The sequence below is a fragment of the Serratia sp. T13T92 genome (assembly GCF_047530105.1).
Lineage (GTDB): Bacteria > Pseudomonadota > Gammaproteobacteria > Enterobacterales > Enterobacteriaceae > Chania > Chania fonticola.
In genome coordinates this window covers 18,802-33,066 of record NZ_JBLJAK010000025.1, presented here as the reverse complement: position 1 = coordinate 33,066, position 14,265 = coordinate 18,802, and the positions used below count along the sequence as shown (strand labels likewise).

Here is a 14,265-nt window from a genome sequence, read left to right as displayed (position 1 = left end):
GTTTACCTGGAACGTTCAGATCTACTCTATTTTATCGATAAGCAACAATGGTCCGGAGTTTGAAGAGTGAACATCAGCGTAACAGGAGGAAGGAACTTAGCAAATGCACAAATGATTAAATTTTAGTCAATTTTTGTGAGAATGTGACTGAATAAGTATTCTTGACTGATGAATACAAAGGGAGGACTGGTGGCGGGGGGCCACCAGTCAACATCGATCGGGCTCAGCCGTTATCTATGACGTCGGCAGCAAGGAATTCAAAGGGAGGGCTGGTTTTAAACTCAGCGGAAACCTCACCGGTAAAATCTGCCATCTCATCTTTACCCAGCGCCAGCTTTTTAACCGGAGCGCCAGCAGCAAAGTCGACCCGTTTCAGGTCTACCCAAAAAGTACTGCTGCCCAGTGCTGATTCAAAGTAATACAGCTTGTTCTTTTGATCGGCCAAGGTGCGCCAACGAGTGGAAGAAATATTGGGTTCTTCAGGGGTCGTGATGCCAAAGGGCACAGAAACATTGCGCATAACGCTCAGCACGCTAGAGGCTGCCAGCCTGGCCTGATGATATTTCGGGATAGCGTTGATATAAAACTGTGCGCGTACAAAACGGTCGGCAGCACGGTTTGTGCCAGGCAGCATGACGTTACCCCCAATCCCTTGCCAGTACTTGGTGATGGCCAACTGCTGCTCGAAGGTAGGGGAATTGGTCAGGACCTGATAGTCGCGGCTATGGTGAATCACTAATTTGCCGTTAATGTATTCGAAAATGGCACTGTCCCCACTGGCATCGGACAACGACAAATGAAGGGAGGCCAAACGTTCCTGGCCAGGCACACCGCCGGTTACTACGATAAAGGGGGATTTTTCCAGTGCGTTAACCGCTTCTTGCACCGTGGCGAAGTTATCCAATGCATACTGTGCCCATGCTGCCAATGATAAGGTTGGCTGCTGGCCATCGAATGCCGGGTATTGAGATTCAACCAACCACAACATATTGGCTACCAGGCCTTTTTCATTCATCCCATCGGTGGTTGCAACACCATAGGCGGAAGTCACGACGCTGCCGTATTTGGATGTCCATTTGATTGAGTTGCTGCCTGCATTACCACTGCGCTCCATTCCTTGTGGGAAAATCCACAGGTCAGAGTGCAACTGTTCTTTCCAGTCCATAGTGCGGCCGGTGATCACCAGGTTATCTTCGCCGTGGTAGACCGCGCGAGTACAGGCCATTGCCAACTGGGGTGAAAACAGAATGCCGCACATAGACAGTAAAAGGGGGGTTATCAAAAGCGTTATATTCCAATTCAATGTTATCTCTCCTTGCTACTTTTTGTACAGTGTAGGCACTACTGACCCGTGGGGCAAAAACGAGAGCGCCAAACGGGATTTTCGTTTCGTCATTATTTATGTTTGACGATAGAATCAATCAATTACCTATTTTCTCCCCCTGCAAACTGGCCAGCAGGCTGCAGCTTGCAGGGGGGAGGAGATAAAATGCATGATTAATCTATGGAAAAAATCACTCTATGAAGGTGTTGTACCAGGACGAACATCTGATCGCCGTTAACAAACCCTCAGGTTGGCTGGTGCATCGTAGCTGGCTGGATCGTCACGAGACGAGGTTTGTAATGCAAACCGTGCGCGATCAGATTGGCCAGCACGTATTTACCGTACACCGTCTGGATCGTCCTACTTCCGGTGTATTGCTGATGGCGTTGTCCAGCGATGTGGCTCGGTTATTGTCGCAACAGTTTGAATTGCATCAGGTACAGAAAACCTATCACGCGGTGGTGCGGGGCTATGTTTTAGAGGGGGGCACCGTTGATTATGCGCTGACGGAAGAGCTGGATAAGTTGGCGGATAAACATGCCAACCCGGACAAAGGTCCAAAACCGGCGGTAAGCCATTATCAACCCTTGGCAACGGTAGAGATGCCGGTTTCGATTGGCCGCTATGACACCTCGCGCTATAGCCTGGTTGAGCTGAAACCAGAGACTGGGCGTAAGCATCAGCTGCGCCGTCATATGGTGCATCTGCGCCATCCGATTATTGGTGATACCGCTCACGGTGATTTGCGGCAAAACCGTGGGATGGCCGAACATTTTGGTTGTTCACGCCTGATGCTGCACGCCAGCCATCTTCAACTTACTCATCCGGTGAGCGGCCAACCGCTGCATATTTCCGCGCCCTGGGAAGCTGATTGGCAAGGTGTCATGTCACAATTTGGCTGGCATAACGTGCTGCCAGAACTTGAGTTTCAGCAGGCTAACGGTCAGGATAGCTAATCATTTTTTAACGGTCATAAGGGAGCAGCAACGATGGCTCAGGTCGGCATTTTCGTTGGAACGGTCTACGGTAACTCTTTGTTAGTGGCGGAAGAGGCAGAAAATATCCTGCAACAACAGGGCCATGAGGCCAAAGTGTTTGAGGAAGGGACGCTGGCAGAGTGGCAGTTTTACCGCCAGCATTATGCGCTGGTCGTGACTTCCACCACCGGGCAAGGGGACTTGCCTGACAGTATTGCACCGCTGTTCCAGGCTATCCGCGACCAGGTGGGCTATCAGCCGGAGCTGCGTTATGGCTTGATTGCTCTGGGCGATAGCAGCTATGACAACTTCTGCGGTGCCGGGCGTACCTTTGATGCTTTGCTGCAAGAGCAGGGGGCGACGCGTGTAGGTGATGTACTGGAGATCGATGCGATCGAGCAACCTGAACCGGAAGTGGTTTCCTGCCCGTGGGTAGAGCAGTGGGGCGCCTTGTTGAAATAGCCTCTCGATGCCTGGTGGCGAGCAGCCAGGCACGACTTTATTCCTGCTATCTCCTGTGGTGAAGATAAAACAAAAAAAAACCTAATCCCTTAAGCACTCAAGGCCGCAGCCAGCAAGCGTTAAAGAATTAGGTTTTGCCTGCCGGAGCAGTAACTACCCTATCGATTACCGATTTACCCTATCACACGGAAAACCGGCAAAATGTGACCCCCCTCACCCTAACCCTCTCCCACAGGGAGAGGGGACTGAACGTGCCACAAGTTAACACCTGTACCTGCCTGTGACTCCGGGCTCGCTCCCTCTCCCAATCTCTTTGTTTAAGAGATCCCTGGACTCTACAGCGGGAGAGGGCAGGGGTGAGGGGCGACCAATCGTCCTAAACTGACAAGTATTAGGTCGATGGTGGTGGTTATTTACCGCGCGTCAGCTTTTCCAGATCGGATTCGATCTCGGCAATCTTGTTGGTGACCACGTTTTGCAGATGCTGCAGGTCATCGAGGATCTTGCGTTTCAGATCCACTTCCACCTGATCGCGCTGGCAGAGTTGATCCAGTTCATCGATCACGTAGCGCAGGTTGGGGTTGATCTCATGGATCTCTTTGTAACCCTGGCCGGCATTGTCTGCCACCACGGTTTTGCGCTGGCGCGGATACTTGAACTTCACGCTCTTGGCAAAGAACTCGCCCTTATCTTTGCGGAAGTAAATCTTGAGGATGTCGTTATTGGCCTCCTGACGCAGGCTATAGCGATCGATATCTTCCGGTTGATTGATACCCAAGCTTTTCAGGTTGTCATACATAATTAGCGCCACCTTTTAATCAACTAAGCCCGTCGTCTTTCAAGCTGTAGCTTGAAATCCATAGGGCTATATATTCCCCTGAACGCGCAATATGCAGTGTTGTAAGCTGCAAATCGAAACACATCAGGAATATTTCACTGCCAGAGAGTATGGCGAAAACGCCCGTCACAGACTGTGACGGCCCGCGTATTGAAGGCAAAAAAATGGCGGGTGATACACCCGCCGTTCAAGCTTAGTCGATAGTGCGCAATAACTCATTAATCCCGACTTTGCCACGGGTCTTGGCGTCCACTTTCTTGACGATTACTGCGCAATACAGGCTGTAGGAACCATCTTTGGAAGGCAGGTTGCCGGACACGACCACCGAGCCCGCAGGCACGCGGCCATAGTGCACTTCGCCAGTTTCACGATCGTAGATACGGGTGCTTTGGCCCAGATACACGCCCATGGAGATCACCGAACCTTCTTCGACGATCACGCCTTCAACCACTTCTGAACGCGCGCCGATAAAGCAGTTGTCTTCGATGATGGTTGGGTTGGCCTGCAACGGCTCCAGCACGCCACCGATACCAACGCCGCCGGACAGGTGAACGTTTTTGCCGATCTGCGCACAAGAACCTACGGTGGCCCAGGTATCTACCATGGTGCCTTCGTCGACGTAAGCGCCGATGTTGACATAAGAAGGCATCAGCACGGTGTTACGAGCGATAAATGCCCCCTGACGCACGGTTGCCGGTGGTACCACGCGGAAGCCTTCCTTCTGGAAGCGAGCTTCATCATAGTCAGCGAATTTCATCGGCACTTTGTCGTAATAGCGGGTTTCTGCACCGTCCATTACCTTGTTGTCGTTGATACGGAAAGACAGCAGGACGGCTTTTTTCAGCCACTGATGGGTAACCCATTGCCCCTCGATCTTCTCGGCAACGCGCAGGGCGCCGCTGTCCAGCAGGGCGATCACCTGGTTTACCGCTTCACGCGTTACGGTGTCTACGTTGGCCGGGGTAATGTCCGCACGGCGTTCGAAGGCGCTTTCAATAACGTTCTGTAATTGCTGCATGCTGTTCTCTGTCCTGATTTTATTTACGAAAGGTTACTTTTATCACATTTTATCGGTTGGATTGAGTGCCTCTGTCAACCGTTGTTCTAATTTTCTGCGTGTTTGCGGATCCAGCGCCCGGCGATCGGCATCGGCCAAAATAAACAAATCCTCGACCCGTTCACCGATGGTGGAGATACGTGCACCGTGCAGCGACAGACCCAGATCGGCGAAAACTTCACCCACGCGCGCCAGCAGGCCGGGCTGATCGAGTGCGATCAGTTCCAGATAGCTGCGGCGATCGGTATGGGTTGGCAGGAAGCTGACCTCGGTCGGCACGCTGAAATGGCGTAGCTTGGACGACGGACGCCGAGCGCGCGGCGGTTGATAATCTCGCTGGGTGATCGCTTGCTCCAGCGCATGGCGGATCGCGGCATGACGATCCTGGGCCAGCGGGCTGCCATCTGGCTCCAGCACGATAAAGGTGTCCATGGCCATGCCGTCGCGGTTGGTGAAGATCTGGGCGTCATGCACGCTGAGATTGCGCCGATCCAGCTCACCGGCAACGGCGGCGAACAGGTAAGGGCGATCCGGGCTCCAGATAAAGATCTCGGTGCCGCCACGCGTAGCCTGGTGGCTGACCAGCACCAGTGGCTTGGTTGAGTCATGGGCCAGCAGGTGGCGGGCGTGCCAGGCGAGTTGATTCGGCGAGTGGCGCAGGAAATAGTCGGCGCGGCAGCGGCTCCAGATATGGTGCAGCGCCTCTTCATCGATATTGTCCATGCGCAACAGTGCCAGCGCCTGTAAACGATGGTGGCGCACCCGCTCGCGCAGATCCGGGCTGTTCTGCATGCCACGGCGCAGTTGCTTCTCGGTGGCGAAATACAGCTCGCGCAACAGGCTCTGCTTCCAACTGTTCCACAAGGTCTCGTTGGTGGCACAGATATCGGCGACCGTCAGGCAAACCAGGTAGCGCAGCCGGGTTTCGCTTTGCACTTCGCTGCTGAACTGCTGGATCACGGTCGGGTCCTGAATATCACGCCGTTGCGCGGTAACCGACATCAGCAGGTGGCAGCGTACCAGCCAGGCAACCAGCTGTGCTTCGCGTGAGTTCAAGCCATGCAATGCAGCGAACTCCAAGGCGTCTTGGGCGCCTAAAATGGAGTGATCGCCGCCGCGTCCTTTAGCGATATCGTGGAACAGCGCCGCCAGCAACAGCAATTCTGGGTGAGGCAGGCGAGGATAGAGCTCCACGCACAGCGGATGGCGTGGGCGTGTTTCCTCATCGGAGAAGCTTTCCAGCTTTTGCAGTACGCGCACGGTATGTTCATCGACGGTATAGGCATGGAACAGGTCGAACTGCATCTGGCCGACGATGCTGCCCCATTGCGGCATATAGGCCCACAGCACGCTGTGGCGATGCATTGGCACCAACGCCCGTGAGACCGCGCCTGGATGTCGCAGAATGGCCATAAACAGCTCTCTGGCCTCGGGAATGTTGCACAGTGGCTGTTTCAGGTGGCGGCGCGCATGGCGCAACTGGCGTACGGTGGTGGAGTAGATACCTTTGATTTCACGGTTGCGTACCATCAGGTAGAACATGCGCATGATGGCTTCGGGCTGGCGGATAAACAGCGTTTCGTCGCGCAAATCGATCAGATCGCCACGCAGTTGAAAATCATCGTTCAGCGGGCGCGGCTTCTCCGTGGCGTCCAATGCCAGGATCGCTTCATCGAACAGCTGTAGCAGCATGTGGTTCAGCTCGCCGACGCGGCGCGTCATGCGATAGAAATCCTTCATCATGTGCTCTACCGGTTCATTGCCTTCCCCCTCGTAGCGCAGCAATTGGGCCACGCTGAGCTGGCGATCGAACAGCAGGCGGTTGTCATAACGCGGTAGCGCCAGGTGCAGGGCAAAACGAATACGCCACAGGAAGCTTTGGCATTCGTTCAATTCGTTGCGCTCGGCCTGGGTCAGGAAGCCAAAACCGACCATCTCATCGAGCGAGGTGGCGCCGAAATGGCGGCGGGCCACCCACATCAGCGTATGAATATCACGCAGGCCACCGGGGCTGCTCTTGATATCCGGCTCCAGGTTGTAGCTGGTACCGTGATAGCGCTGGTGGCGTTGTTGCTGCTCGATCAGCTTGGCGTCAAAGAATTTGGGCGAAGGCCAGAAGCCGTCGCTGAAAATGTGCTTTTGCAATTGCAGGAACAGGGCGACGTCGCCGCAGATCATGCGGGATTCGATCAGGTTAGTGGCAACGGTCAGGTCCGCCAAGCCTTCCAGCAGGCACTCTTCCAGCGTGCGCACGCTGTGGCCGACTTCCAGCTTGAGATCCCACAGCAGGGTAATGAATTCACCGACGCGAGCGGCCTGTTCATCGTTCAGGCGAGTCTGGCTGAGCACCAGCACGTCGATATCAGACAGCGGGTGCAGTTCACCACGGCCGTAGCCGCCGACGGCCAGCAGCGCCGTTTCGGGGATAGTGTCAAAGCCGTAAAACAGCCACAGCCGCCGCAATAGCCGATCGATAAACTTGCTGCGCGCCGCTACCAGGCTTTCGGCACTGGCACCGGCATTGAAGGCCGCTGCCAGCCACTGCTGAAACTGCTCAAGCCGCTGTTTGAGGACCAGGCAATTGATCTCTTCATCGCCATAGGTGCTGGGAGCATCCGGCTTATTGGGTACGGCCGGGGTCTCTAGCTCACGATAATTTTCAGACATGTTTCGCCGCCCATAAAAAAAGCCGGCATAGGCCGGCTTGTCACAAGAACCCTGTGGTTCTTACATCTCGTGCGTAATGATGTTGGGGATGGTGTCATCCTTGCGCAACGTCATTATCTCGCAGCCGTTATCAGTCACCACAATAGTATGCTCATACTGTGCCGACAAGCTGCGATCTTTGGTTTTCACCGTCCAGCCGTCTTTCATGGTGCGGATGCGGTAATCACCGGCGTTGACCATGGGCTCAATGGTGAAGGCCATACCGGCCTGCAGCACCACGCCGCCGTCATCGGCATCGTAATGCAGTACCTGCGGCTCTTCGTGGAAACCTTCGCCGATGCCGTGGCCGCAATATTCGCGCACTACGGAGAACTTCTCTGCTTCAACAAACTGCTGGATGGCTTTACCCAGAGTGCGCAGGCGGATACCCGGCTTGACCATCTTCAACGCCAGATACAGGCTTTCCTGGGTGATGCGGCACAGGCGCTCGCCCAGAATGGTCGGTTTACCGACGATGAACATCTTGGAGGTATCGCCGTGGAAGCCGTCTTTGATCACGGTCACGTCGATATTGACGATATCCCCGTCTTTCAGCACCTTGTCGTCACTTGGGATGCCGTGGCACACCACTTCGTTCACCGAGATACAGACCGATTTTGGGAAGCCGTGGTAGCCCAGGCAGGCCGAGATCGCCTGCTGTTCATTGGTGATATGCTCGTGACAGATCCTGTCCAGCTCGCCGGTGGTGACGCCGGGTTTAACGTGGGGCTCGATGATTTCCAGCACTTCTGCGGCCAGGCGGCCCGCAACGCGCATCTTTTGAATGTCATCAGGTGTTTTAATTGAAATTGCCATGAAAGTTAGTCCGCAGGTGTCGTTATGGTCGACAAGGTAGAAAGATAAGGCATTGAGTTATGGTATCAGCCCGGCTTGAGGCTGCCAAATTTCATTTGTGAAGGGCCAGGCCAACTGCAACAAAAGTTGGTGTCTGGGGCGGGTTTATGGTATAAAGCGCGCCGGCAGATCCGCATTCGGCCTTAAGTGCCAATGAGGAAATGACCGAAGTAGTTCAACTGCACTCACATTGTGTAAATAACACACACGTATCGACACATCCGCCGGGGTGCCTTGAGATGACTCACGTCATTGTCCGGGTCGGCGTTATGGGATACGTGGAGGCATAACCCCAATCAACTCTAATAGAGGTTTTAATCATGGCAACTGTTTCCATGCGCGACATGCTCCAGGCTGGTGTACACTTTGGTCACCAGACCCGTTACTGGAACCCGAAAATGAAGCCTTTCATCTTCGGCGCACGTAACAAGGTTCACATCATCAACCTGGAAAAAACCGTACCAATGGCCAACCTGGCTTTGGCTGAACTGACCAAGATCTCTTCCCGTAAAGGTAAGATCCTGTTCGTTGGTACCAAGCGCGCAGCAAGCGAAGCGGTAAAAGAATATGCTAACGGCTGCGATCAGTTCTTCGTGAACCATCGCTGGTTGGGCGGCATGCTGACTAACTGGAAAACCGTTCGTCAGTCAATCAAACGTTTGAAAGATCTGGAAATCCAGTCCCAAGACGGCACCTTCGACAAGCTGACCAAGAAAGAAGCGCTGATGCGCACTCGTGAACTGGCCAAGCTGGAAAACTCCCTGGGTGGTATCAAGGACATGGGTGGTCTGCCAGACGCTCTGTTTGTTATCGATGCCGATCACGAACACATCGCGATCAAAGAAGCCAACAACCTGGGTATCCCGGTATTCTCTATCGTTGATACCAACTCCGATCCAGACGGCGTTGACTTCATCATCCCTGGTAACGACGACGCAATCCGTGCAATCAAATTGTACCTGACCGCCGTTTCTGCCGCCATCCGTGAAGGTCGTTCTCAAGATCTGGCCGTTCAGGCGGAAGAAAGCTTCGTAGAAGCTGAATAATAAGGTCAAGCCCTTATTAACCAGGTATTGAATATGTTGGTTAGGGGGGCCTTTAAGGGCCCCCTTTGCTTATCTGAATGAGAACTATCTCCGAGCGAGATAACCGAGGAAAAAGAAATGGCTGATATTACCGCTGCCCTGGTAAAAGAACTGCGTGAGCGTACCAGCGCAGGTATGATGGATTGCAAAAAAGCGCTGATCGAATCTAACGGCGACATCGAGCTGGCAATCGAGAACATGCGTAAATCTGGCGCGATCAAAGCGGCGAAAAAAGCAGGCAACGTAGCTGCTGACGGCGTGATCAAAACCAAGATCGAAGGCAACTTCGGCATGATCGTGGAAGTTAACTGCCAGACCGACTTCGTTGCTAAAGACGGCGGTTTCCAGGCTTTCGCTGACAAAGTGTTGGATGCGGCTTTTGCTGGCAAAATCACTGACGTTGACGTGCTGAAAGCGCAGTTCGAAGAAGAGCGCGTTGCGCTGGTGGCAAAAATCGGTGAGAACATCAACATTCGCCGCATTGCTTCCCTGGAAGGCGACGTGTTGGGTAGCTACCTGCACGGTGCTCGCATCGGTGTTCTGGTTGCCGCTACCAAAGGCGCGGATGAAGAGCTGGTTAAGCAGCTGGCAATGCACGTTGCCGCTAGCAAGCCTGAATTCGTCAAGCCTGAAGACGTGTCTGCTGAAGTGGTAGAGAAAGAGTACCAAGTTCAGTTGGACATCGCCATGCAGTCTGGCAAGCCGAAAGAAATTGCAGAGAAGATGGTTGAAGGCCGCATGAAGAAATTCACCGGCGAAGTCTCTCTGACCGGTCAGCCTTTCGTGATCGAACCAAGCAAGAGCGTTGCTCAGGTGCTGAAAGAGCACAACACTGACGTGACCAATTTCATCCGCTTTGAAGTGGGTGAAGGCATCGAGAAAGTTGAAGCTGACTTTGCTGCTGAAGTTGCAGCAATGAGCAAACAGTCTTAATGCTGTTAATGGAGCCGCCGCGAGGCGGCTCCATTTTATCCAGCCAGAGAAACGCCGATGGTGGGCCCCGCGTGCCCAGGCTAATCGGTTGAAAACCCCAATACTATTACTACTGCTTCTTAGGACAGAACACCATGGCAACCAATGCAAAACCCGTTTATCAGCGTATCCTGCTCAAACTGAGTGGTGAAGCCCTGCAAGGTGCAGAAGGCTTTGGGATCGACGCTAGCGTTTTGGATCGCATGGCTCAGGAAGTAAAAGAGCTGGTCGAGCTGGGCATCCAGGTCGGTGTAGTTATTGGCGGTGGCAATCTTTTCCGTGGTGCAGGCCTGGCACAAGCCGGCATGAACCGCGTAGTGGGCGACCACATGGGAATGCTGGCTACCGTGATGAACGGCCTGGCTATGCGTGATGCACTGCACCGTGCCTATGTGAACGCCCGCCTGATGTCAGCCATTCCGTTGAATGGCGTATGTGACAACTACAGCTGGGCAGAGGCGATCAGCCTGCTGCGTAACAACCGCGTGGTGATTTTCTCCGCCGGTACGGGTAACCCGTTCTTTACCACGGATTCTGCGGCCTGCCTGCGCGGCATCGAAATTGAAGCCGATGTGGTATTGAAAGCGACTAAAGTGGATGGTGTATACTCCGCTGACCCGGTGAAAAACCCGGACGCAACGCTGTACGAACAGATCACCTACCAGGACGTGTTGGAGCGTGAGTTAAAAGTGATGGATCTGGCGGCGTTTACGCTGGCCCGCGATCATGGCTTGCCGATCCGCGTATTCAACATGAACAAGCCGGGCGCACTGCGTCGCGTGGTGATGGGTGAGAACGAAGGTACTCTGATCACCAAATAACGGCTGTTTGGCCAAATTTCGCAGGAGCGGGTAACGCCAGGCGTTGTGTGCTTCTGATAAGTAAAATTCACGGGCTATACTTTTCAGTACAGCCTGCCAAGTAACCAGCTTCCAAGGGTTCGCAACGTGATTAATGAAATCAGAAAAGATGCTGATTCACGCATGGAAAAAAGCGTCGAAGCATTCAAAAACCAAATCAGCAAGATCCGTACTGGCCGTGCTTCTCCAAGCATCCTGGACGGCATCATGGTGGAATACTACGGTGCAGCAACGCCGCTGCGCCAACTGGCCAACGTCACGGTAGAAGATTCCCGTACGCTGGCGATCAACCTGTTTGACCGTTCTCTGGGCCAGGCAGTAGAAAAAGCCATTATGTCTTCCGATCTGGGCCTGAACCCAAGCTCGGCTGGCACCGTGATCCGCGTTCCGCTTCCTCCGCTGACGGAAGAGCGCCGTAAGGATCTGATCAAGGTCGTACGTGGCGAAGCCGAGCAGGGCCGTGTGGCCGTGCGTAACGTGCGCCGCGATGCCAACGATAAAGTGAAGGCACTGCTGAAAGACAAAGAAATCAGCGAAGATGAAGATCGCCGTTCACAAGACGACATCCAGAAAATGACCGATGCCTACATCAAACTGCTTGATGCGGCATTGGCCGATAAAGAAAAAGAACTGATGGATTTCTAATCTCCATCGCCTTGAAATAGAGCGTCGCCTTGGCGGCGCTTTATTTTTTGTGGTGCAGATCTCGTTTTATCGTACGCACAAAGCGTAAACCAGCCGTGATGCAAGTTACACTGTGGTGTACTTCCGATCTCATCACGCAGTAGATTCAGAGCGATCTCATGAAGCAACTGACAATTCTGGGTTCCACCGGTTCCGTGGGCACCAGCACCCTGGCCGTGGTCAGGGAAAATCCCGACCTTTTCGCGATCAAGGCACTGGTAGCTGGCCGTAATGTGGCGGTCATGGCGCAGCAGTGCATAGAGTTCCGCCCGAGCTATGCGGCAATGGCCGATGAGCAGGCCGCCAATGAGTTACGCGCCGTGTTGGCAGAAAACGGTGTGAAAACCGACGTGTTGGCAGGTGAAAAGGCAGCCTGCGAGCTGGCCGCATTAGACGATGTCGACCAGGTGACGGCCGCCATTGTCGGGGCCGCTGGGCTGTTGCCCACCTTGGCCGCTATTCGTGCCGGTAAGCAGGTGCTGCTGGCGAACAAAGAGTCTCTGGTCACCTGTGGCCGCTTGTTTATGGACGCGGTGCAAAAGAGCCAGGCACAGCTGCTGCCGTTGGACAGCGAGCACAACGCTATCTTCCAGAGCCTGCCAGAAAGCATCCAACGCCAACTGGGGTATAGCTCGCTGGAAGCCCACGGCGTTTCGCGCATCGTGCTGACCGGTTCCGGTGGCCCGTTCCGTACCACGCCGATGGAACAGTTCGCCACTATGACGCCGGATCAGGCCTGTGCGCATCCCAACTGGTCGATGGGGCGCAAAATCTCGGTAGATTCCGCCACCATGATGAACAAGGGGCTGGAGTATATCGAGGCTCGCTGGCTGTTCAACGCCTCGGCAGAGCAGATGGAAGTGATCCTCCATCCGCAGTCGGTGATCCACTCCATGGTGCGCTATGCTGATGGTAGCGTGCTGGCCCAACTGGGTACGCCGGATATGCGCACGCCTATCGCCCATGCCATGGCTTATCCGCAAAGGGTCCACTCCGGGGTGGCAGCGCTCGATTTCTGCCGTATCGGGGCGCTGACCTTCTCTGAGCCGGAACGTGAGCGCTATCCTTGCCTGTATTTGGCGATCGAAGCCTTCGACGCAGGCCAGGCGGCGACTACCGCACTCAACGCGGCCAATGAAATTGCCGTAGCGGCATTTTTGCAGCAACAAATTCGTTTTACTGATATTTCAGCCGTGAACCAAAAGGTTGTTGAATGTATGGCGCTGGCGGAGCCCACCAGCATTGAGATGGTGCTGGAGATCGATCGTCAGGCGCGTGAGGTGGCTGGCGGTCTGATTCGTAACCTGCGGGTTTAATCACTTGAGCGGGTTATACCGTGGGTAAATTCGGCTCTGCTACATTGTCTGAATTTGCTGGTAAACTCGCCAGGCCGCCGTGTGGCCGTTTGTTCAGGCTTCACGGAGGTGTTATAGTCTGCGCCATAATCACCGGTTATACCGTTGAATAATGGCCGGATTGGCAGCCCTTTTTACCTGACAAACGCGGCCAATAGGGCAGTGCCAAGCCAGAAGACGGGGAAAACTTACGCCAATCTTTGCCGGGAGCTCCTTGGGGCATCAGGCAGGCAGACTGAAAAGCTGTGTCAGGCACACGGCTTTTTTTGCGCGTAAGGTCCGATATTCCGGCAAGGCTGTGGTGTTTCTACCGAGGAAATAAGTACGAGTTATGTCGTCCGCAAACCAACAAGAAGCTAATCTTTCTGCTCATGGGCCACGTCATGTCGCGATCATTATGGACGGCAATGGGCGTTGGGCTAAACGCCAGGGCAAGTTACGTGTCTTCGGTCATAAAGCAGGGGTGAAATCGGTACGCCGTGCGGTCAGTTTTGCCGCCAGTCACCATTTAGATGCACTCACGCTTTATGCCTTCAGCAGCGAAAACTGGAACCGCCCGGCGCAGGAAGTCTCCGCGTTGATGGAGCTTTTTGTCCGCGCACTGGACAGCGAAGTAAAAAGCCTGCATAAACATAATGTCAGGTTGCGTGTGATCGGCGATGTCAGCCGGTTCAGCGCACGTTTGCAAGAGCGTATCCGCCGCTCGGAGCAACTGACAGAAAATAACGATGGCCTGACGCTTAACGTTGCCGCCAATTACGGTGGTCGTTGGGATATTATTCAGGGAGTGAAGGATCTGGCCGAGCAAGTGCAGCAAGGTACGCTGTGCGTAGATCAGATCAGCGAAGAGTTACTGGGCGAGCGCGTCTGTATGAGCGATCTGTCTCCGGTGGATCTGGTGATCCGTACCGGTGGCGAACATCGCATCAGTAACTTTTTGTTGTGGCAAATTGCTTACGCCGAGCTTTACTTTACTGATGTACTCTGGCCAGATTTTGATGAACTTGTCTTTGAAGGTGCGCTGAATGCATTTGCACAACGCGAGCGTCGCTTCGGAGGAACAACACCTATCGACGCCAATGCGTCCTAG

The 14,265-nt window shown here is 54.1% G+C and carries 13 protein-coding genes; 8 read left to right on the top strand and 5 right to left on the bottom strand.

Annotated elements, in window-relative coordinates:
• Positions 1-223: 223 nt before the first annotated feature.
• The gene (locus tag ACMV5I_RS20115) at positions 224-1,303 is read right to left on the bottom strand and encodes a linear amide C-N hydrolase (protein WP_414825138.1); all 1,080 of its coding nucleotides are present in this window, start codon (positions 1,301-1,303) and stop codon (positions 224-226) included.
• 218 nt (positions 1,304-1,521) lie between these two features.
• On the opposite strand from ACMV5I_RS20115, the gene truC reads away from it, so the two are divergent.
• Together truC and ACMV5I_RS20105 are read left to right on the top strand one after the other, a co-directional pair.
• Complete coding sequence (gene truC / locus ACMV5I_RS20110; RefSeq protein ID WP_414825137.1) at positions 1,522-2,280, top strand: tRNA pseudouridine(65) synthase TruC; 759 nt, start codon at positions 1,522-1,524, stop codon at positions 2,278-2,280.
• Between the two features lie 33 nt (positions 2,281-2,313).
• The gene (locus tag ACMV5I_RS20105; RefSeq protein ID WP_196062804.1) at positions 2,314-2,763 is read left to right on the top strand and encodes a flavodoxin; all 450 of its coding nucleotides are present in this window, start codon (positions 2,314-2,316) and stop codon (positions 2,761-2,763) included.
• A 409-nt stretch (positions 2,764-3,172) separates the two neighbouring features.
• Here the strand turns inward: ACMV5I_RS20105 and ACMV5I_RS20100 are convergent, their stop codons facing one another.
• The 4 genes from ACMV5I_RS20100 to map all read right to left on the bottom strand — a co-directional run bounded on the left by ACMV5I_RS20100 (position 3,173) and on the right by map (position 8,180).
• Positions 3,173-3,562 carry a DUF3461 family protein gene (locus ACMV5I_RS20100; protein WP_021179904.1) on the bottom strand — a complete coding sequence of 130 codons (390 nt, stop codon included), beginning with the start codon at positions 3,560-3,562 and terminating at the stop codon, positions 3,173-3,175.
• A 232-nt stretch (positions 3,563-3,794) separates the two neighbouring features.
• Positions 3,795-4,619 (bottom strand): 2,3,4,5-tetrahydropyridine-2,6-dicarboxylate N-succinyltransferase, encoded by an 825-nt coding sequence (gene dapD, locus ACMV5I_RS20095; RefSeq protein ID WP_021179905.1) that lies wholly within the window; start codon positions 4,617-4,619, stop codon positions 3,795-3,797.
• Positions 4,620-4,661: 42 nt separating this feature from the next.
• Positions 4,662-7,325: a bifunctional uridylyltransferase/uridylyl-removing protein GlnD gene (gene glnD / locus ACMV5I_RS20090; protein WP_202810361.1), complete on the bottom strand. Its 2,664-nt coding sequence runs from the start codon at positions 7,323-7,325 to the stop codon at positions 4,662-4,664.
• A gap of 60 nt (positions 7,326-7,385) precedes the next feature.
• A complete protein-coding gene (map, locus tag ACMV5I_RS20085; RefSeq protein WP_021179907.1) occupies positions 7,386-8,180 on the bottom strand; it encodes a type I methionyl aminopeptidase in 795 nt (264 codons plus the stop codon).
• Between the two features lie 359 nt (positions 8,181-8,539).
• Between map and rpsB the strand changes: the two genes are divergently transcribed.
• The 6 genes from rpsB (at position 8,540) to ispU (ending at position 14,265) form a co-directional block, all read left to right on the top strand.
• Positions 8,540-9,265, top strand: coding sequence for a 30S ribosomal protein S2 (gene rpsB / locus ACMV5I_RS20080; RefSeq protein ID WP_021179908.1), 726 nt, complete (start codon positions 8,540-8,542; stop codon positions 9,263-9,265).
• Between the two features lie 117 nt (positions 9,266-9,382).
• Positions 9,383-10,237, top strand: coding sequence for a translation elongation factor Ts (tsf, locus tag ACMV5I_RS20075; RefSeq protein WP_024484315.1), 855 nt, complete (start codon positions 9,383-9,385; stop codon positions 10,235-10,237).
• A gap of 134 nt (positions 10,238-10,371) precedes the next feature.
• Complete coding sequence (gene pyrH / locus ACMV5I_RS20070; RefSeq protein ID WP_021179910.1) at positions 10,372-11,097, top strand: UMP kinase; 726 nt, start codon at positions 10,372-10,374, stop codon at positions 11,095-11,097.
• 126 nt (positions 11,098-11,223) lie between these two features.
• Positions 11,224-11,781 carry a ribosome recycling factor gene (frr, locus tag ACMV5I_RS20065; protein WP_121607666.1) on the top strand — a complete coding sequence of 186 codons (558 nt, stop codon included), beginning with the start codon at positions 11,224-11,226 and terminating at the stop codon, positions 11,779-11,781.
• Positions 11,782-11,939: 158 nt separating this feature from the next.
• On the top strand, positions 11,940-13,136 hold the full coding sequence (ispC, locus tag ACMV5I_RS20060; protein ID WP_414825136.1) for a 1-deoxy-D-xylulose-5-phosphate reductoisomerase: 1,197 nt from the start codon (positions 11,940-11,942) through the stop codon (positions 13,134-13,136).
• Between the two features lie 370 nt (positions 13,137-13,506).
• Positions 13,507-14,265, top strand: a complete 759-nt coding sequence (ispU, locus tag ACMV5I_RS20055) for a (2E,6E)-farnesyl-diphosphate-specific ditrans,polycis-undecaprenyl-diphosphate synthase (protein WP_021179913.1) — start codon at positions 13,507-13,509, stop codon at positions 14,263-14,265.

Excerpts from the sequence above, each read along its gene's own strand:
- ispC (WP_414825136.1), top strand. The coding sequence starts at position 11,940 with ATGAAGCAACTGACAATTCTGGGTTCCACCGGTTCCGTGGGCACCAGC.
- dapD (WP_021179905.1), bottom strand. The coding sequence starts at position 4,619 with ATGCAGCAATTACAGAACGTTATTGAAAGCGCCTTCGAACGCCGTGCG.
- ispU (WP_021179913.1), top strand. The coding sequence starts at position 13,507 with ATGTCGTCCGCAAACCAACAAGAAGCTAATCTTTCTGCTCATGGGCCA.
- truC (WP_414825137.1), top strand. The coding sequence starts at position 1,522 with ATGAAGGTGTTGTACCAGGACGAACATCTGATCGCCGTTAACAAACCC.
- ACMV5I_RS20105 (WP_196062804.1), top strand. The coding sequence starts at position 2,314 with ATGGCTCAGGTCGGCATTTTCGTTGGAACGGTCTACGGTAACTCTTTG.
- tsf (WP_024484315.1), top strand. The coding sequence starts at position 9,383 with ATGGCTGATATTACCGCTGCCCTGGTAAAAGAACTGCGTGAGCGTACC.
- glnD (WP_202810361.1), bottom strand. The coding sequence starts at position 7,325 with ATGTCTGAAAATTATCGTGAGCTAGAGACCCCGGCCGTACCCAATAAG.
- map (WP_021179907.1), bottom strand. The coding sequence starts at position 8,180 with ATGGCAATTTCAATTAAAACACCTGATGACATTCAAAAGATGCGCGTT.
- pyrH (WP_021179910.1), top strand. The coding sequence starts at position 10,372 with ATGGCAACCAATGCAAAACCCGTTTATCAGCGTATCCTGCTCAAACTG.
- ACMV5I_RS20100 (WP_021179904.1), bottom strand. The coding sequence starts at position 3,562 with ATGTATGACAACCTGAAAAGCTTGGGTATCAATCAACCGGAAGATATC.
- rpsB (WP_021179908.1), top strand. The coding sequence starts at position 8,540 with ATGGCAACTGTTTCCATGCGCGACATGCTCCAGGCTGGTGTACACTTT.